Here is an 18619-nt window from a genome sequence, read left to right as displayed (position 1 = left end):
TGAAAAAATGTTATCTGAACTACTATAATCAATAATTAGACCAACTGTTTCAAGGCAATCTCGAAAGCAGTCGCGCTGATGTTTTTCTTGTCAGAATTTAAGGCGTGTGCCTTTTGGATCGCATTTTTGATTATTTCAGAAGTATCGTTAAAGATAGCTTCATCAGTCATGTGAACTTTTTTCTCCATAAAATAAGCAAATACTCTGGCCATACCGCAGTTAGAGATAAAGTCAGGAATCAAGCTTACTTTTTTATCGGTCGCTTCCATAATTGGGCCGAAGAAAATTTCTTTGTCAGCAAACGGAACGTTCGCACCGCATGAAATAACTTCCAATCCAGAAGCGGTCATATTGTCTAATTGTTCTTGAGTAACCAATCTTGAAGCAGCGCAAGGCGTGAAGATTTCTGCTCCGATGGTCCATATTTTTTGGTTGATTTCTTCAAAAGGAATCATATTATCGGCTACCAGCTGGTTTCCGTTTTTGTTCACGAATAAGTTTCGGATTTCTTCAAAAGTAAACCCATCTTCATTGATAACACCGCCGTTTCGGTCAATGATACCGACCACTTTTGCTCCAGAATTAGCTAAGTAATAGGCTGCTGCTGAACCTACGTTTCCGAATCCTTGAACGATAGCTTTTTTTCCTTTGATGCTTCCGCCATAGATATCATAAAAATGACGCACTGCTTCGGCTACGCCAAAACCAGTAATCATATCGGCTACGGTATATTTTTGGTTGACATCTGGAGAATAAACTGGATTTTCAATCACCTTTACAACACCTTGACGCAATTGTCCGATTCGGTTGATTTTGTCAGCTTCAGTCGGTTTAAAATGTCCGTTGAAAACACCTTCTTGTGGATGCCAAACGCCACATTCTTCGGTCATCGGAATTACTTCGTGGATTTCGTCTACATTCAAGTCGCCTCCAGTTCCGTAATAGCTTTTCAACAACGGAGAAACAGCTTTGTACCATCTTTGCAAAACGCCTTTTTTTCTTGGGTCATTCGGATCAAAGTTGATTCCAGATTTGGCACCGCCAATAGCAGGCCCGGAAACTGAAAATTTTACTTCCATAGTTTTTGCCAAAGAAAGAACTTCGTTCATGTCTAATCCTTTTCTCATTCTTGTTCCACCGCCTGCAGCACCACCGCGAAGCGAATTGATAACTGTCCAGCCTTCTGCCTCTGTTTCGGCATCTTTCCAGTTAAATACTATTTCAGGTTCTTTATTTTCAAATTTCTTAAGTAAATCTTTCATTATGTGTACTGTTTGTATGTATTGTTTTATTGGTTTGCAAATATAGTTTTAAAGCTTCAAAAGAGCAAAGTTTTGAGAATCACAATCCTAATTTAAGGCAAGAATATTTTTCCAGAACTGTGATCGTGTTTGGCACCGGTCACGCTTGCCAATACGTTGATTTCGTTTCGCAATTTCAAAACGCCTAAGAGTCCGAAAATTAGCGCTTCCTTATATTGTATCGTTTTGTCGTCGGGAATTTCAAATGTCATTTGCGGAAGGTGGAAGGCCATTCTTTCGAGTAAGAAATCATTATAAGCGCCGCCGCCTGTCGCCAAAAGCCTTCCCGATTTTTTTGGAACGGCCAAAGCAGTTTGGATTGCAATATGCTCTACAAAAGTCCGCAATTTGTCTTCCAACGAGATTGAATGTTTTTCAATCATTGGAAGAACGATTGTCTTTACGAATTCAAAACCTAAAGATTTAGGATAGCTTTTCGAATAAAAATCAAGTGCATTCAGTTCTTGCAATAGTGCTTCGGAAACTTTTCCGCTTCGGGCTATTTTCCCCTTATCGTCATATTCCAATCCTGCTAGATTAGCATAATAATTAAGGACAGTATTTACGGGAGAAATATCAAAGGCAATTCTAGTGTTGTTTTCTTCAAAAGAAATGTTTGAAAAACCGCCCAGATTTAGGCAGTAATCATAATATGGGAATAAAAATCGGTCGCCAATCGGAACAAGAGGAGCACCTTGTCCGCCTAATTCTACATCCTGCACTCTAAAATCGCAGATTATTTTTTGTCCGACCAAGTTCGCAATGTTTGGAAGATTTCCAATCTGCAATGTGAAGCCGTTTTGTGGCTGATGCAAAATAGTATGTCCATGCGAACAGACTGCATCTAAATTTTCCAATTTATTGTCTTTAATAAAGCTGGAAATCACCTTGCCTAATAATAAGGTATATTCTTTATTTAAGATCTCGAGTTCTGTAGTTGAAAAATCTACGGCATTTTTAAGTCGGGCTATCCAATCTTCAGAATAAGGGATAGCGACAGCTTCTTTAATTTCAAAGCGCCATCGGTTCTCATGGCGGCTAAGAAGGATATGGGCCAGATCGATACCATCTAAGGATGTTCCCGACATAACCCCGATAACGTTATAGTTTTCTTTGACCATAGCGCCAAAATTAGGCAATCTTATTGAAAATTTGATAATTAATATTTACATTTGGGCACAAAAAAACAACGAACGGCAAATAATACCTTTACAAATTATGGATTTTAAATTAACCGAAGAACACCTAATGATTCAGCAAGCGGCAAGAGATTTTGCTCAAGCAGAATTGCTTCCGGGTGTAATTGAAAGAGACGAACATTCAAAATTTCCGACAGAACAGGTCAAAATGATGGCTGAACTAGGGTTTCTAGGCATGATGGTTGACCCTAAATACGGAGGTGCTGGATTGGATAGCGTTTCTTATGTTTTGGCAATGAAAGAAATTGCAAAAGTAGACGCTTCGGCAGCCGTAGTAATGTCTGTAAACAACTCTTTAGTTTGTGCAGGTATTGAAAAATATTGCAACGAAGAGCAAAAGCAAAAATATCTTGTGCCGTTGGCAAAAGGTGAGGTAATTGGTGCCTTCTGCCTTTCTGAACCAGAAGCAGGAAGCGATGCGACTTCTCAAAAAACAACAGCAATCGACAAAGGTGACCATTATCTTTTAAATGGTACAAAAAACTGGATTACGAATGGAGCTACTGCTTCGACATATATCGTAATCGCTCAAACTGATGTTGAAAAAGGACACAAAGGAATCAATGCTTTTCTTGTTGAAAGAGGATGGGCTGGATTCGAGATCGGTCCGAAAGAACAAAAAATGGGAATCCGCGGATCTGATACACATTCATTAATGTTTACAGACGTAAAAGTTCCTAAAGAAAATAGAATCGGAGAAGATGGTTTCGGATTCAATTTTGCCATGGCAGTATTGAACGGAGGAAGAATCGGAATTGCTTCTCAAGCTTTAGGAATTGCTTCCGGAGCTTATGAATTGGCTTTGAAATATTCAAAAGAAAGAAAAGCTTTTGGGAAGGAAATTTCCAAACACCAAGCCATTGCTTTCAAATTGGCCGATATGGCAACGCAGATTAGCGCGGCAGAAATGTTGTGTATGAAAGCAGCTTGTGAAAAAGATGCTGGACAAGATATTTCTCAGTCGGGTGCGATGGCAAAATTATTTGCTTCTCAAACAGCAATGGATACTACTATTGAAGCGGTACAAATCCATGGTGGTAACGGTTACGTAAGAGAGTATCATGTAGAAAGAATGATGCGTGATGCAAAAATCACTCAGATTTATGAAGGTACATCAGAAATACAAAGAATCGTAATTTCTAGAAGTATCTTGAACGGATAATTTCAATGACATTGGCATAGCCAAATATAAAAATCCAGCAATTTCAGCTGGATTTTTTTTGGAACAGATTATTTTTAAATACTATCTTTATCTCATGAGTCAGAAGCCGAGATCGTTAAAAGGTAAAGTTATTGTTGGTTATCTATTGCTTTTTGTAATAGCCGTTTTGTCTATTTGGTTTGTCTATTCTGAAATTTTAAAAATAGCAACTCCCAATAAAGATGTCACTGCTGACAATCAAAAGATTATCCGAATTAGTAATGCGATTGCAAGCTTGTATGCTTCTGAGTCGGCAGGAAGAAATTCTATATTGACAGGTTCAAGAGCCGATTATAACGAATACAATAAGTTGCTCGATAGCGTAAAGTCTGAAATCGAAGCGATAAAATCCGAAGCAGACAAAACACAACTTGCTAAGCTGGATACGATTCAATACCTGCTTCAGAAAAAGAAAAATAGCATCAACGAAATTATAAAATTCCAAAATTATGTTGATGAAAAATCAACTTTCAAGAGAGCCGTACGGAAAATTTATAATACCAAAGATTCGCTGGTCAAAAAAATAAAGCCGGTTAAGTTTTCCGGCCGACAGCAGTACAGGGCCTTTTTAAATGAAGTCCTTACGAAAAATCAATTAGATTCTTTGAGCAGGTTGCCACTTTCGAATGATTCGCTTACGATGGCATTTGAAGGCGTGCTGACAAAACTGCTTATAAAAGATAACAAACTGCACTATGAGCTGTTTGAGAAAGAACAAAAAATGCTGGATGAGAACCGTTTTATTTCTGATCAGCTAAGAACCGTTCTTTCGTCTCTTGAAAAGCAGATATTGCAGAAATCGTATGCAAAAATCAATGAATCCAAACACGCAATTGATAATACTATCCAAACCATTGCCTGGGTTGGAGCCATAACTTTTTGCTTGCTGATTCTTTTTGCCTACATCATTATCAGGGACCTGACCATCAATCAAAATTATAGGAACCAGCTCGAGGTTTTGAATGCTGAAAAAGAAGATTTGTTACGAAGCAAGATGATGCTTTTGGCAACTGTAACCCATGATATACAAACACCTTTAGGAAGCGTTATCGGCTTTTCGGACTTGTTAAAAAATACAGAGATTAATCCAAAGCAACAACAGTATCTCGACAATATAAAACATTCGTCTAATTATATACTAAAGCTTGTCAACGACTTGGTCGACTTCTCAAAACTTGAAAATGACCGTATTACTATAGAAAAAATCAGCTTTAATTTTAAAGACTTGATAGAAAGTACCTGCAAGCCGTTAGAGCCAAACGCCGAAAATAAAGATATCGAGCTGAATTGGGATGTAGAAGAAGCGCTTGATGATAATTTTGTTTCGGATCCTTATAGATTGAAACAGATATTGACCAATCTGGTTTCGAATGCGATAAAATTTACGCAAGAAGGCTCTGTTGAGGTCTTGGCGAAGATTGAAGCAAACAATATCGTGGTTTCGGTTATCGATACAGGAATCGGGATTGCCAAAAACAAGCAAAAAGCTGTTTTTAAGGAATTTACGCAAGCGCATGCAGGAATCGAGAAGAAATTCGGCGGAACCGGTCTCGGCTTGACAATTGCCAAAAGAATGCTATACCTTTTAGACGGTAGCATTGTGTTGGATAGTGAGGAAAACAAAGGATCGATATTTACGATTACTATTCCGGCAATCAAGTCGGGAATAAAAGCAGTAGAGGAAAGCGTGTCGATTTTAGATTCTGAAACGGAATTTTTACGAGACAAAAGAATCTTGATTGTTGATGATGATGCGATGCAACTTTCTTTGATGAAAGAAATTTTCTCGAATTATCCGGTATCAATAACCACGTTGGTTGATGCTTCTAAAGTAAGAAATTTGCTGGAGCATGAGCATTTCGATTTGGTCTTGAGTGATATTCAGATGCCGAATATCGACGGATTTGAATTGGTGAGGATTATCAGGAATAATAACAGTCCAGAAGTAGCATCTATTCCTGTAATTGCCTTGTCTGGCAAAAGAAACCTGAATCCGGAAGACTTTACAAGCAAAGGATTTACAGCTTTTCACCCAAAGCCATTGCGATTGGAAGAATTGCTTCTTTTGATGAAATCTATTTTCAATGGAAAGCCAATGGATGTTGCCGTTCAGGTGACCAATGCCAAAAAGGACGAGAAATTGTTTGATTTGTCCAGTCTGAACAAGTTTACGCAAAATGATCCTGTTTCCTTAAAGCTAATTGTCGATACGTTTATAACCAGCGTTGCCGAAAATTCAGAATCATTGCGAACAGCCGTTGCGGAAATGAATCATCAAAGGATGGCTGAAATAGCGCATAAGATGATTCCGATGTTGAAACAGATGGAAGTCTATACAATTTCAGATTTGCTGGAGCCTATAGAAGACCAAACTTTAGGGTATGACAAAGAGGACATGGAAAAGTATGTCGGAGTCATTTTCCAAAAACTATCGGTACTAATTTCAGAGCTTGAAAAGGAAATTAACTAAAGGTCTATGCTGTATAATTTCAGCTTGTTGTAAAGCGTTTTTCGATCTATATTCAAAAGTTTTGCCGCCTTGGTTTTGTTGAAACCTGCTTTTTCCAGAGCAGAGCGAATTGCAGATTCCTCATTTTCTTTTGAATAATACGAAACAGCATTTTCTTGCTCAATAGCCGAACGCATTTCTTGAGGCAAGACATCAATAGGCACTGAATTGGTTTTGGTAAGCAATACAGATCGCTTGATCGTATTTTTCATCTCGCGAAGATTTCCCGGCCAGTCATAATTCATAAACAGTTCAATGACTTCGTCATCAAAGCCTTCAATGTCTTTTTCCAAATCTTCATTGGCCAAGGCTAAGAAGTGATGCGCAAACACCATGATGTCATGTTTTCTTTCGCTTAATTTAGGAGCTTGGATGCAAAATTCATTGAGCCTATGATACAAATCTTCTCTGAAATCGCCACGCTTAACAGCTTCTGATAAATCTTCATTTGTAGCCGCAATGACCCTGATATCTACTTTGATTTCGTGATTGCTGCCAACAGGTTTTACTTTGCGTTCTTGCAAAGCACGAAGCAGTTGGATTTGGACTTCATACGAAAGGTTTCCGACTTCATCCAAAAATAAGGTACCACCATTGGCCGCTTCAAAATGGCCCGTCTTGTCATTGATAGCTCCCGTAAAAGAACCTTTTATATGTCCGAAAAACTCGCTAGAAGCCAATTCTTTTGGAATGGCACCGCAATCTACCGGAATAAAAGGCTTGTCTTTTCGCTTGCTTTGCGTGTGTATGGTATGCGCAATATATTCTTTTCCCGTACCACTGTCGCCAATAATCAGTACTGACATATTGGTTGGCGAGACAAGGCTAATGTATTCGTGTAATTGGTTTGAAGTAGAGCTTATCCCTTTCACAAAAGCAAGATCAGTAGTTTCTTTCTTTTCGCTTTTTGTGGCAACAGGTTCCGGTTTTTCAGCTCTCTTTTTTAAAGATTGTTCAATGGTATGAAGAATCTCGTCAGGATTGATTGGCTTTCCGACATAATCATAAGCTCCCATTTTCATGGCACTTACGGCTGTTTTGATATCAGTATAACCCGTCATCAATACGACTTGGGTTTTGAAAGAAGTTTCTTTGATGGATTTTAGGATCTGGATGCCGTCGCTGTCTGGCAGTCGGATATCCGTCAAGACCACATCGAAAACTTGATTTTTTATTGCTTCTTCTGCTTCTCTGGCAGTAAAAGCATTGGTAACATCATAACCTTTTTTTTGTAAAAAGGTTTTCAGCATTACGCAAAAAGACGTGTCATCATCAATCACCAAAATTTTCGAACTCATAAGACAGGGGTGTAGTAATGTTTTTCACAAATTTAAAATTTTAAACCAATTTTAAGTGTTAATATATGTTATAATATAAAAACAATAAAGGAGATGCCCCCACATCTCCTTTAATATTGCGAAGAATATAAATTCTTCCTTCAACAAACTTAACTTAAACTATGCTTCTTTTATAAACTCACCTTTTGACGTGAAGTATGCAGTTACAGTTTTATCATCTTTTGACAGAATCAATTTGTACTCTCCATCGTCAGCTACGTGAGCTTCCTTTATTGTATATCCACCATATTTTGAACTGATGGTTTTTAACGCATCAGCTGGAATAGCAGATGGTTCAATTGGTTTATATTGTTTTTCCTGGATAACGGAAATTTCAGTTGTCGTTTTTTCTGATGCCGTAGCGTTTATTCCAAAACCTAATACTAATGCGGCTAATATTAAAATCTTTTTCATAACAATTTTTTTGTGGTATTGTGTTGTTTTCTTTTTCGATTAGTTAATAGAAATAAATGTGCCATTACGTGAAAGGCAATGCTGATTATGTTTAAATATCTGATAATCAATGGTTTTTGTTTGTTTTTATTTTTTGTTGCTAATGGGGAATTTGTGTAATTGTGTGGAAAACGAACAGAAAAAGTGTGGAATTCAACAAATTTAGTGGCGTTTTGAGAATGTGGAATCGCTGATATCAGATATAAAAAAATGCGAAATGACACCTTTGTGCTCTATTTTTAGAAAAATGCGATGTAATTGTTTCCTTATTTATCCTTTACAGATTCTCAATTATTGCCGTATTTTTTTTACTTTAGCCAAAGCCAACCCGTCAATTATAGACCGATGATTAAAAAAATAGTTTCTCTGTTTTTTTTGTGTGCCCTAGTAAGCTGCAAATCAAATTCCCCAGTTGTTGCTTATAAAGTAGAGCAACAGTCAGTCGCTAAAACATTAGAGTTTCTTGCTTCCGACGAATTGCAAGGGAGAGCTGCGGGTTCACCCGGAATTGATAAGGCGGCCCAATATCTTGAAAAAGTTTTTTCAGAGAATTCTATCAAGCCGTATTTTTCCACTTATAAAGATACACTCTCCAACTATCCTAAAACCACTTATAATATTGTAGGTTATTTGGAAGGAACAGATCCAAAGCTTAAAAAAGAATTTGTCGTAGTCGGTGCCCATTATGACCATATCGGTTTGGCGGAAAAGGCAATTGACGGAGATAATATAAATAACGGAGCAAATGATAATGCTTCTGGAACTACAGCGGTAACTGAAATCGTGAAATATTTCGGTAAGACAAAATCGAATAAAAGAAGCATTCTTTTTGTGTTCTTTTCTGCCGAAGAAGAAGGACTGCTAGGTTCAAAGCATTTGGCTAAAAAGCTGAAAGAAAAAAACTTTAATATTTATACGATGTTGAATTTTGAAATGATCGGAGTTCCTATGAAACGTGATTTCACGGCCTATATTACAGGTTATGGGAAATCGAACATGGCTTCAAAATTCAATGAGTATTCAGGCAAAAATCTGATTGGGTTTGTACAGCAAGAACTCACCTATAGGCTGTTTATGGCTTCTGATAATTATCCGTTTTTTACAGAATTCAATATTCCAGCCCAGACAGTTTGTACTTTCGATTTTGAGAATTTCGACTATTATCACCAAGTACAAGATGAGTTTAAGCTAATGGATACAGCCCACATGACTTCCTTTATCCAAGACATGCTGCCGGTAATCGAAAAAATGGCAAATACTTCTACAAAGGAAATTACCCTAAAAAAATAATGAATGCGGTCCGAAAGGGATCGCGAGTTTAATTGAAATGAAAAACATCATCATAACAGGAACAAGCAGGGGAATCGGTTACGAATTAACCTTGCTGTTTGCAAACGCAGGACATCAAGTTTTGGCAATTTCTCGAAAAACGCCACAGGCACTTTTAGAAAATAAAAACATTACTTGCTTGTCTGTTGATTTATCAATTGAAGAAGATCTAGCAAAAATCGAAAATTTCCTTTCTTCTGCGTGGAAGCAAGTCGATGCAATAGTTCATAATGCAGGAGCGCTATTGCTAAAGCCATTTTCAGAAACTTCTACTCAAGATTTCGAGAAGATTTATAAGGTAAATGTTTTCGGAGTTGCTTCGCTGACACGAATTTCTTTGCCTTATCTGAAACAAGGAAGCCATGTCGTGACCATCAGCAGCATGGGCGGAATACAAGGGAGCATGAAGTTTGCAGGTCTTTCTGCCTACAGTTCCAGCAAGGGAGCAGTAATAACACTTTCCGAACTGCTTTCAGAAGAATATAAAGAAAGAGGAATCTCGTTTAATGTTTTGGCATTAGGCTCGGTACAGACAGAAATGCTAGCGGAAGCCTTCCCAGGATATCAAGCTCCGCTTTCGGCAAAAGAAATGGCAGATTATATTTATGATTTTACCTTAAAAGGGAATAAGTTTTATAATGGCAAAGTCTTGCAGGTTTCTTCATCGACTCCTTAATTTGTTGTAAAAAGAAATAGCAACCTTTTTGGTGTCTATAAAAGTAATTACTTCTATTTTTTTACCCTTATCGACAATATTGAAGGTTATTTTATGCTCTTCTATTTCATGTGGACTGTTTAGTGCACAAATAATACGAGAACCTTCGATTTCGATTTTGAATTGTATCGGAAAATGATTGTTGTTTACAATTCTCAAATCTTTGTAGCCATAAACTACAGTAGCATCGGCACCCAAAGGAGTGAACCGTTCTTCTTCTGAATAGATATCGACGGAATGATTGTGCCTTTCCAATATCTTAAGATTGGCTTTCAATGCCGTATGATAGATGATTCCCGAAAGCTGGCAGAGTCCTCCGCCGACTTCTTCGGAAATTTTTTGGTTTACGATATTCCGCCCTTTTTTAAATCCGTTTCTTTCCGAAGGATTTCCAACTATTTTCCAAAAAGAAAATAATTCGTTCGGGAGGACGCAAATTTCATTAATAGCTTTTGAAGCCAGCTGCAAGTTGTGGATTTTGTTTTCTAAAAAAGTTCCTTTTTTTATTTCCTGCTCGTTTGTGATCGAGAAGCCAGAAATATTTTCTAGTGGTCTTTTTTTGGCAAAACGATTTTTAGAAATAAATTCTAGATCAGTAATATACCTTTTTAGTATTTTGAATTTTAGCTTTACGACCGTCGGGATAAGTCTTTTCGCATTCATGTTTTTTCTAATTCAATAATGAGGTAAGAAGAATACTCTTTGAGAAAGGTCTTGCAAAAAAAAGTATCGATCTTTTGCAATAAAGGTCGGATAGAAGAAGGAAACCGATGGATAGGAAAAAAAAGAATTCCCTGACGATGCTTTATCTTCCAATTCAATTCGATCAAGTTTTCTATGTCTTTAATTGAAAAATCATTAGCGCCATGCCAGCCTTCGTTTTTGTATTTGAACAGTCTTCTTCTCTTTTTAGAAGGAAAGTCGAAAATCAACCGGCCTTCTTTTTTTAATTTTTGATGTGATTCTTGAAGAAATTCATTAACGATTGTCTTGTCAAGATGCATTAATACATGAAGAGAAAATATGACGTCAAAAAAAGCATCGGGATATGGAATTTCAGAAACACTGCCTAATCTGATTTCTTTATCTGAAAATTTGCTTTTTGCAACTTCAATCATTCTTGGACTAATGTCAGCGCCATGGGTTGCATGATCTAAAAATCTTCCTGTTCCGCAACCTAAATCCAAGATGTTGCTGGAAATAAGAAGAGGCAAGTTCTTTTTCAAGTAGGCTCTTTCTTGAGAATCGATATAAGTGCCATACGAATTCCCAAACCTATTCTGATCATAAGTCGATGCTAATTCATCATAATATATTTTTATTTCTTCAATCATATCATAAATGTATAGCATTTCTACCAAAAATAAATAAATTTGTAATAATGAGTGAAGTCTTGTCAAAATATCTCCCTGAACACGCTGTAGAGCCATGTTTCGAGTTAATTAAAGCCAATGAAGTCCATCTAAAAATTGTCAATGAACGTATGACACGCCATGGCGATTATAGGAAAGGAGCCAGCGGCAAACATGAAATCACTATAAATTCCAGCCTGAATAAATATAAATTTCTCATGACTTTGATTCATGAAATAGCGCATCTGGTCGCTTTTAAAAAGTTTGGCAGGAATATCAAGCCCCATGGGAATGAATGGAAATATACCTTTCAGCAATTGATGGTTCCTTTTATACGCCCTGAAATTTTCCCAAGCCATATATTGCCACTGATGGCAAGGCATTTTAGAAATCCGGCAGCAAGCAGCGACACGGATGCGACCTTGTCTTTGGCCTTAAAACAATTTGACGAAGGAAACGATAAGAATTATATATTTGAGATACCTTATGGAAGTTTGTTTAGAATCCATAACGGAAAGATATTTAAAAAAGGTGCTCAAAGGATCAAACGGTTTGAATGCCTAGAAGTAAATTCAGGAAGGATTTATTTATTTAATCCGAATGCAGAAGTAGAACTTTTGCCCAGCTGATGTTAAATGTTAATTAAACCATTTTGATTTAAGTTTAGAATTAAGAATATTTACATAGATTGTAAAAATATAATCCAAAGATGAATAAGAATTATTTTGCCATACTAATGGCTGGTGGTGTTGGCTCTCGATTTTGGCCAGTGAGCACTAGCGAATTTCCAAAGCAGTTTCACGATATGCTAGGGACGGGGGAAACCCTTATCCAAAAAACATTTAGTAGGCTATCTAAGCTCATTCCGGCAGAAAATATTTTTATCCTGACAAACGAAAAATACAATGATTTGGTCTTGGCTCAACTTCCTGAAGCCAAACAAGAACAGGTTTTGTTGGAGCCAGCAATGAGAAATACGGCGCCTTGTATTTTATACGCTTCCTTAAAAATAAAAAAAATAAATCCGGATGCCGTAATGGTTGTAGCTCCAAGTGACCATTGGATTGAAGATGAAGGAGCATTCATAAACGATCTTCAGGTTGCTTTTGACTTTTGCGAAAAAGATAATGCTTTAATGACTCTAGGTATACAGCCGACTTTTCCTAATACAGGTTTTGGCTATATTGAATATGATAAATCGGATGAAAATCCTATAAAAAAAGTAAGCCAATTTAGAGAAAAACCAGATTATGAAACTGCCAAAGAGTTTTTGAAAAGCGGAAATTTTCTGTGGAATGCAGGCATATTTATTTGGAGCGTAAAATCAATTATCCAAGCCTTTGAGGTTTTTCAGCCACAGCTATATAGCTTGTTTATGAAAGGCTATGAAAACTATAATTCTGATTTGGAAAAAGTCTTTATTGAAGAGAATTATGCCGATGCGGAAAATATTTCTATCGATTATGCGGTTATGGAAAAAGCATCAAATGTATTTGTGCTTCCTGCTACTTTTGATTGGAATGATTTGGGTACATGGGGTTCTCTGTATGAGAAACTTCCTAAAGATAATCAGTTGAACGCTGTGGTTAACGCTACAGTTTTTCTAGAAAATGCCTCAAATAATATCATCCGAACCGATGCAAAGAAATTGATTGTTATTGATGGACTGAATGATTATATAATCGTAGATAGAGAAGACGTGTTACTGATTTATCCAAAGGATAAAGAACAAGAGATAAAACGAATTACAGCGATTATAAATAAATAAAAAAAGCCTGCTTCTGCAGGCTTTTTTTATTTATTGTTGTTTTCTTCTTCATCAGCATCGGCCAAAAGGCTTTCTCTGACTTTTTTGAATAGGTCTGATGAGTAGACAAACTCAACGATAGATTTGTTCTTAGTCTCTAAAATTTCTTCGTTGTTTCCTTCCCATTCTTTCAGTCCGTTTTTTAAGAAGACGATTTTTTCGCCAATTTGCAAGACAGAGTTCATGTCGTGCGTATTTATGACCGTAGTCATATTGTATTCTTTCGTGATTTCTTGGATCAGGACATCAATAAGGATAGACGTTTCTGGGTCTAACCCCGAGTTTGGCTCATCACAAAAAAGATATTTCGGATTGTTTACAATAGCTCTTGCAATGGCAACACGCTTCTGCATACCTCCAGAAATTTCAGAAGGAAATTTTTTATTGGCATCCACAAGATTAACTCTTTCTAGTACTTGATTGACGCGATCGCGGATTTCGCTCTTTTTCTTGTTGGAAAACATTTTTAGCGGAAAGCCAACATTTTCTTCCACTGTCATGGAATCAAAAAGAGCACTTCCTTGAAAAACCATTCCGATTTCTGTTCTTAATTCTCGTTTTTCATCTGGAGTCAATTCCGAATAAATTCTTCCGTTGAAAGAGATAGATCCTTCATCTGGAGTGTGAATTCCAAGCAATGTCTTAAGCAAAACGGTTTTTCCAGAACCGCTTCGCCCGATAATAAGATTGGTTTTTCCAGCCTCAAAAGTGGTAGAAATCCCTTTTAAGATTTGTGAATCGCCAAACGATTTTTTTATGTCTTTTACTTCGATCATGAGCTTAAAAGTAATTGTGTTAGTATAAAGTTCATGAGAATAACCACGACACTCGTCCAAACAAATGAAACCGTACTCGCTTTACCTACTTCTAAAGCACCGCCTTTCATGTAGTAACCATGAAAAGAAGGAATTGTTGCCAAGATAAAGGCGTACACCATTGTTTTTATAAACGCGTACACAATGTGAAACGGAATAAAATCGGTTTGTAATCCGGTAATAAACTCATCGCTAGAGGTCAGGTCGCCATAAACAGAAGCCATATAACCGCCTAAAATCCCTAAAAACATACTTAATGCAATTACGAACGGGTAAAGCATCAAAGCAGCTATTTTTGGGAAAACTAAGTAGTTTAGCGAATTTACTCCCATAACTTCTAAAGCATCAATCTGCTCCGTAACCCTCATTGTTCCGATACTGGAAGTAATGAAAGATCCTACTTTTCCGGCCATGATGATCGAAATAAAAGTAGGCGCAAATTCTAATATTACAGACTGCCTTGTGGCAAAAGCGATCAAGGTTTTTGGAATCAGCGGATTGGTCAAGTTTAAGGCAGTTTGTATCGCAACAACACCGCCAATAAAGAAAGAAATAAAAGCAACTATTCCTAAAGATCCGATGATCAAATCGTCTATTTCTTTTAAGATGAGCTGCTTCATATAGGACCATTTTGTCGGTTTATTGAAGATTTCCTTCAACATGATAAAATAGCGGCCTATTTGGGTTAAGTATCGAATTATCATTATACGTTTCTAAATTATGGCTAAAATACGAAATTTGTTATGAGTTGCTGGTTATGGATTATGAGTTTTTTTGAGAAACTGCTAAATAGATAAAAGCGATTGGACTAAAGATAGTCATGAAAATGGTAACGTACCATTAAATTAACTTTTCCTTCATTTTTTTCAGGCGGTAGTTTCTAATAAACCGGGCTTGTTCTTCTGTTACCAAAAGAGGCTTTTTTGCTGTTTTTGCCTTTAGAAAACCTTTGATGTAGTCAAAAAACAAGAAAGGTTTTTTCTTAAGCATTGCTAATTTAGCCGAAGCAATAGCTGTAATCAGAAACCCATAGCCTAAACTATAGAATGCTTCGCCTTGTTTATAACGGGCAGTTTTGTTGTAGTTAGCTCCAGTTGGTTTGAGATGTTTTACTTTTAAGGAGGCGTCGGTTACTACTTTCCAGCCGTAGAATTTGCAAAGCAGTTCGTCTACTGTGTCCCAGCCCATAGCAGGCTTTAGAGTCCCGATTTGTAGAAAGCATTCTTTTCGATATGCTTTAAAAGCGCCACGTATATGATCTTTGTCGGTAAGGTTTTCAAGTATCCAATCACCGTTTTTCTCGATATACGCAAATCCTCCGGCCATGCCGATTTTTGAGTCCGATTTGAAAATAGTGATAATCGTTTCGAAATAATTTGCTGGCAGAATCAAGTCGGCATCCAGTTTTACGATTACATCATAACTTTTATCCAACGTTTCATATCCTTTGTGAAAAGCTTGGATGACCTTGCTTCCAGGAAGATGGATGGCTTCAGAAGTTCTTTTTACCAGATTTATAAAAGGATATTTTGCAGCAAATTCTTGAACTATTTCTGATGTCTTGTCTGTCGAATTATCATCAACCACCACGACTTTTGTAGGCAGGAGCGTTTGATCTGCTAAAGACTGCAAAGTTAAAGCGATAAAAGCTTCTTCGTTATGTGCTGGAATGACGATATAATAGTTCATAATGAATTATGAATTATGAATTATGAATTATGAATTATGAATTATGAATTATGAATTATGAATTTTCTCTGCGTAGACAATATAATACCTGTTTGTGAATCTTCGCAATAAGGGTCTGATTCCAAATTTCTTGACTGGATTTGTCCATTTTTGCCTGTCGATTATTTTCCAGCCTGTTTTTTCCAACAGCCAGTCAAGCTGCCAATCCTCAAATTCGTGATAATGGCGGTCCCACATATCAGTTTTACTGCGATAAGCCGGAGAAAACCAAAGGCGCAACGGTATAGAAATAAATAGCTTGTCGGATTTTATATTTTGCAATACGGTATAAGGATTCAGCAGATGCTCGAATATCTCAAATGCTGTTGTTACAGTATAGTGCTGTTCCTGAAGTGCAGTCTGATTATCATCCAGATCTTCACCCGTCGTGTTTAGGACTTTAAAACCCTCCTCTTTCATGATTTTTGAGAATGGATTTTCCACTCCTAAATCAAGGATTGTTTCTGAAGAAGTAATATGCTTGTTTAAAAAATCCAGCGTATGCTTGAATCTTTTGTTAGGAAACGTTTTTTCGTACATCGTGTTTCAAGTTTAAGGTTTCAAGTTTTCAAAGTATTGCAATGACAGCTTGAAACCTGAAACTGGAACTTTTTATAGTCTATAAGTAAATGCGTTGACATTCATTCCTGCGCCAACGGATGCAAAGATAATAACATCTCCCTTATGAAGTTTCTGATTTTCGATTTTTCCTTTCATTAAAAGGTCGTATAAGGTTGGGACTGTTGCAACGCTGCTATTGCCAAATTTATGGATGCTCATCGGCATAATGTCTTTGGGCGGCGTTTGCTGAAATAATTTATAAAATCGATGAATTATCGCCTCGTCCATTTTTTCGTTGGCCTGGTGTATAAGAACCTTTTTGACTTCAGAAATATCAATACCACTTTTCTCAAGGCAGCTCTTCATGGCACATGGAACCTGGCTCAATGCAAATTCATAGATTTTTCGGCCGAACATTTTGATATAACGTACGTCTGGATCCAAATCTTTATTATAGGATTCTCCAAAATACAAGTAGTTGGCTTCTTCATATGCAAATGTGGCGCTTTCATACGATAATATTCCTTCGCTATCTTCCGTGCCTTCTACAATGGTCGCTCCGGCACCATCGGCATAAATCATCGAATCGCGATCATGCGGATCGATAACTCTTGAAAGTGTTTCGGCTCCAATCACAAGGCAACGTTTGGCCATTCCTGATTTGATGTAAGCATTAGCTTGGAGCGTACCTTCAATCCATCCCGGACATCCGAAAAGAATATCATAGGCCACGCATTTCGGATTTTTAATCTGAAGCCTATGTTTGACTCTTGAGGCCAAACTCGGAATCATGTCTGACTGAATTTTGCCGTGTTTTACATCTCCAAAATTATGCGCAAGTATGATATAGTCAATTGTTTCAGGGTCAATTTTTGCATCTTCTATGGCACGTTGTGAGGCCAAAAAAGCAATGTCGGAAGCAAGCAATTCGTTGTCGACATAACGACGTTCTTCTATTCCGGTAATATCTTTAAATTTTCCAATAATGACTTCTGTAGAATGAGACAAAGGCGTTCCATCTTCACTTAGAAAAACATGCTTATCAAAATCTTGGTTTGTTATTTTGATTTCTGGAATGTAACTGCCAGAACCAATTATTTTTATATTCATCTTGAAAGTTTATAGATTATGCTAATGTATTAAAAATTAATGGGCCGACAACAAAAAATGCTATGCATGCATATAATTATGATATCGTCATTTTTTTGAAAGAATATTAATGATATGCTTTTATTTTATGCTGATTTGTGTAATTTAATCTGCATAACGGTCGAAATGGATAAAGCTTTGGTTTTAATCTGTTCCGAATTTTCTCCTGAAAAGTTTTCATCAACAGTCAAATTAAAGGTAGCAAGCCATGTTTTGAAGTGTTCAGGCGTTAAATTTGACTTTTTATTGAGGTCTAAGTGAAGTTGGAGTACGTTATTTTTATAATTGCCTTTGCCAAACAAGCTCAGGTTCCAGAAATCTGTAATAATAGGAAGATGTTCTTCAAGGTTTATTTTGGCGATGTCAGTAAATAAGTAGCTTATCGTGTTGTCTTTAAGTAGTTTATTGTAGAATTTGGACATTAACATTACTAAATCCTCACGATTTTCAATATCTTTTATCATGTTATTTCGGAAAAGTTTAAAATTAGGTTAATATCTTGAGGATTAAAAAACAAATTATGTTTTTTTTGTAAGTAAAAATGTTATATTTGGCGCCAAAATCAACAATTAACTTAGAAAAAATGAAAAAAAGTATTTTATTACTGATGTTGTTAATGACCTCCTCATTAATTTTTGCACAGACTGACAAAATCTTCAAGCACAATGGAGAAACTGTTAATGGAAAAGTAATCCGTTTGGATGAATATGTTATCGTGTTTAAATATGATGGTGAAGATGCAGAAAATTCTATTGGTAAGTATGCCATTGAAAAAATCGTTTACGGAAAAAGCGGAAGAGTTGAAGAGGTTTCTGAAAAAATTATCGTGAACTCTGAAAAAGATTGGGAAAAAGTCGTAATCCTAGAAGAAAAATCGTATATCGCTGGATTGAAAAAAGGTGAAGAAGTTAGAGGAAAAACAGGTTTAATTAACTTCCAAACAGGAAATACAGGAGATAAAAAAGCAGAGAAAAAACTAAAAATGGAAGCGGCCAAACTTGGATGTCCTTTTATTTTATTAACTGCTGACAAGACTACTGTTGGAGCTAGTTCAAATTCATTAGGCGGCTCTCAAGCTATCAAAAAAGGAGTAGCTTACAAATACTAATATAAGTTTTCTTAATAAATCAAATGCCTCGAGAAGTCGGTGCATTTTTTTATGC

Annotated in this window: 19 protein-coding genes; 7 read left to right on the top strand and 12 right to left on the bottom strand. The window is 36.7% G+C overall.

The genetic code is table 11. The features are described 5' to 3' along the window. Positions 1-35 precede the first annotated feature (35 nt). Both GGR22_RS14585 and GGR22_RS14580 read right to left on the bottom strand, forming a co-directional pair. Positions 36-1262, bottom strand: a complete 1227-nt coding sequence (locus GGR22_RS14585; protein ID WP_182494253.1) for a Glu/Leu/Phe/Val dehydrogenase — start codon at positions 1260-1262, stop codon at positions 36-38. Between the two features lie 92 nt (positions 1263-1354). After that, positions 1355-2422, bottom strand: coding sequence for an anhydro-N-acetylmuramic acid kinase (locus tag GGR22_RS14580; RefSeq protein WP_182494252.1), 1068 nt, complete (start codon positions 2420-2422; stop codon positions 1355-1357). Between the two features lie 97 nt (positions 2423-2519). On the opposite strand from GGR22_RS14580, the gene GGR22_RS14575 reads away from it, so the two are divergent. Further along, positions 2520-3662: an acyl-CoA dehydrogenase gene (locus tag GGR22_RS14575; protein WP_182494251.1), complete on the top strand. Its 1143-nt coding sequence runs from the start codon at positions 2520-2522 to the stop codon at positions 3660-3662. A gap of 94 nt (positions 3663-3756) precedes the next feature. Then, complete coding sequence (locus tag GGR22_RS14570; protein ID WP_182494250.1) at positions 3757-6171, top strand: ATP-binding protein; 2415 nt, start codon at positions 3757-3759, stop codon at positions 6169-6171. Here the strand turns inward: GGR22_RS14570 and GGR22_RS14565 are convergent. Together GGR22_RS14565 and GGR22_RS14560 are read right to left on the bottom strand one after the other, a co-directional pair. After that, the gene (locus GGR22_RS14565; RefSeq protein WP_182494249.1) at positions 6168-7508 is read right to left on the bottom strand and encodes a sigma-54-dependent transcriptional regulator; all 1341 of its coding nucleotides are present in this window, start codon (positions 7506-7508) and stop codon (positions 6168-6170) included. The two genes, GGR22_RS14570 and GGR22_RS14565, sit on opposite strands and share 4 nt — an antisense overlap. A gap of 159 nt (positions 7509-7667) precedes the next feature. Beyond that, positions 7668-7961 carry a hypothetical protein gene (locus tag GGR22_RS14560; protein ID WP_121376903.1) on the bottom strand — a complete coding sequence of 98 codons (294 nt, stop codon included), beginning with the start codon at positions 7959-7961 and terminating at the stop codon, positions 7668-7670. A 384-nt stretch (positions 7962-8345) separates the two neighbouring features. Between GGR22_RS14560 and GGR22_RS14555 the strand changes: the two genes are divergently transcribed. Both GGR22_RS14555 and GGR22_RS14550 read left to right on the top strand, forming a co-directional pair. Then, positions 8346-9290 carry a M28 family peptidase gene (locus tag GGR22_RS14555; protein WP_182494248.1) on the top strand — a complete coding sequence of 315 codons (945 nt, stop codon included), beginning with the start codon at positions 8346-8348 and terminating at the stop codon, positions 9288-9290. A 37-nt stretch (positions 9291-9327) separates the two neighbouring features. After that, a complete protein-coding gene (locus GGR22_RS14550) occupies positions 9328-10005 on the top strand; it encodes an SDR family NAD(P)-dependent oxidoreductase (protein WP_182494247.1) in 678 nt (225 codons plus the stop codon). Here GGR22_RS14550 and GGR22_RS14545 read toward each other — a convergent pair. Both GGR22_RS14545 and GGR22_RS14540 read right to left on the bottom strand, forming a co-directional pair. Continuing rightward, positions 9991-10707 carry a VanW family protein gene (locus tag GGR22_RS14545; RefSeq protein ID WP_182494246.1) on the bottom strand — a complete coding sequence of 239 codons (717 nt, stop codon included), beginning with the start codon at positions 10705-10707 and terminating at the stop codon, positions 9991-9993. The two genes, GGR22_RS14550 and GGR22_RS14545, sit on opposite strands and share 15 nt — an antisense overlap. After that, positions 10704-11378: a class I SAM-dependent methyltransferase gene (locus GGR22_RS14540; RefSeq protein ID WP_182494245.1), complete on the bottom strand. Its 675-nt coding sequence runs from the start codon at positions 11376-11378 to the stop codon at positions 10704-10706. Before GGR22_RS14540 ends, GGR22_RS14545 begins: the two co-directional genes overlap by 4 nt. A gap of 47 nt (positions 11379-11425) precedes the next feature. Here GGR22_RS14540 and GGR22_RS14535 point away from each other — a divergent pair, with 47 nt between their 5' ends. Beyond that, on the top strand, positions 11426-12025 hold the full coding sequence (locus GGR22_RS14535; RefSeq protein ID WP_182494244.1) for a SprT-like domain-containing protein: 600 nt from the start codon (positions 11426-11428) through the stop codon (positions 12023-12025). 80 nt (positions 12026-12105) lie between these two features. Then, positions 12106-13164, top strand: a complete 1059-nt coding sequence (locus tag GGR22_RS14530; RefSeq protein WP_182494243.1) for a mannose-1-phosphate guanylyltransferase — start codon at positions 12106-12108, stop codon at positions 13162-13164. Positions 13165-13190: 26 nt separating this feature from the next. On the opposite strand, the gene GGR22_RS14525 is transcribed toward GGR22_RS14530, so the two are convergent. The 6 genes from GGR22_RS14525 to GGR22_RS14500 form a co-directional block, all read right to left on the bottom strand. After that, complete coding sequence (locus GGR22_RS14525) at positions 13191-13979, bottom strand: ABC transporter ATP-binding protein (RefSeq protein WP_182494242.1); 789 nt, start codon at positions 13977-13979, stop codon at positions 13191-13193. Then, on the bottom strand, positions 13976-14725 hold the full coding sequence (locus GGR22_RS14520; protein ID WP_121376894.1) for an MlaE family ABC transporter permease: 750 nt from the start codon (positions 14723-14725) through the stop codon (positions 13976-13978). The genes GGR22_RS14525 and GGR22_RS14520 overlap by 4 nt, the downstream gene beginning before the upstream one ends. Positions 14726-14858: 133 nt before the next feature. Continuing rightward, on the bottom strand, positions 14859-15707 hold the full coding sequence (locus GGR22_RS14515; RefSeq protein WP_182494240.1) for a glycosyltransferase: 849 nt from the start codon (positions 15705-15707) through the stop codon (positions 14859-14861). A 48-nt stretch (positions 15708-15755) separates the two neighbouring features. Next, on the bottom strand, positions 15756-16286 hold the full coding sequence (locus tag GGR22_RS14510; RefSeq protein WP_182494239.1) for a methyltransferase domain-containing protein: 531 nt from the start codon (positions 16284-16286) through the stop codon (positions 15756-15758). 72 nt (positions 16287-16358) lie between these two features. After that, complete coding sequence (locus GGR22_RS14505) at positions 16359-17417, bottom strand: 3-oxoacyl-ACP synthase III family protein (RefSeq protein ID WP_182494238.1); 1059 nt, start codon at positions 17415-17417, stop codon at positions 16359-16361. Between the two features lie 125 nt (positions 17418-17542). After that, entirely contained in the window at positions 17543-17920 is a 378-nt protein-coding gene (locus GGR22_RS14500; RefSeq protein WP_220477668.1) for a group III truncated hemoglobin, read from the bottom strand. Positions 17921-18039: 119 nt separating this feature from the next. On the opposite strand from GGR22_RS14500, the gene GGR22_RS14495 reads away from it, so the two are divergent. After that, entirely contained in the window at positions 18040-18564 is a 525-nt protein-coding gene (locus GGR22_RS14495) for a hypothetical protein (RefSeq protein WP_121376950.1), read from the top strand. Positions 18565-18619: the final 55 nt, after the last annotated feature.

The sequence above is a fragment of the Flavobacterium gossypii genome (genome assembly GCF_014138495.1).
Lineage (GTDB): Bacteria > Bacteroidota > Bacteroidia > Flavobacteriales > Flavobacteriaceae > Flavobacterium > Flavobacterium endophyticum.
Note: the sequence above shows the minus strand (reverse complement) of the source record. Positions and strands in the feature narration are given on the sequence as shown.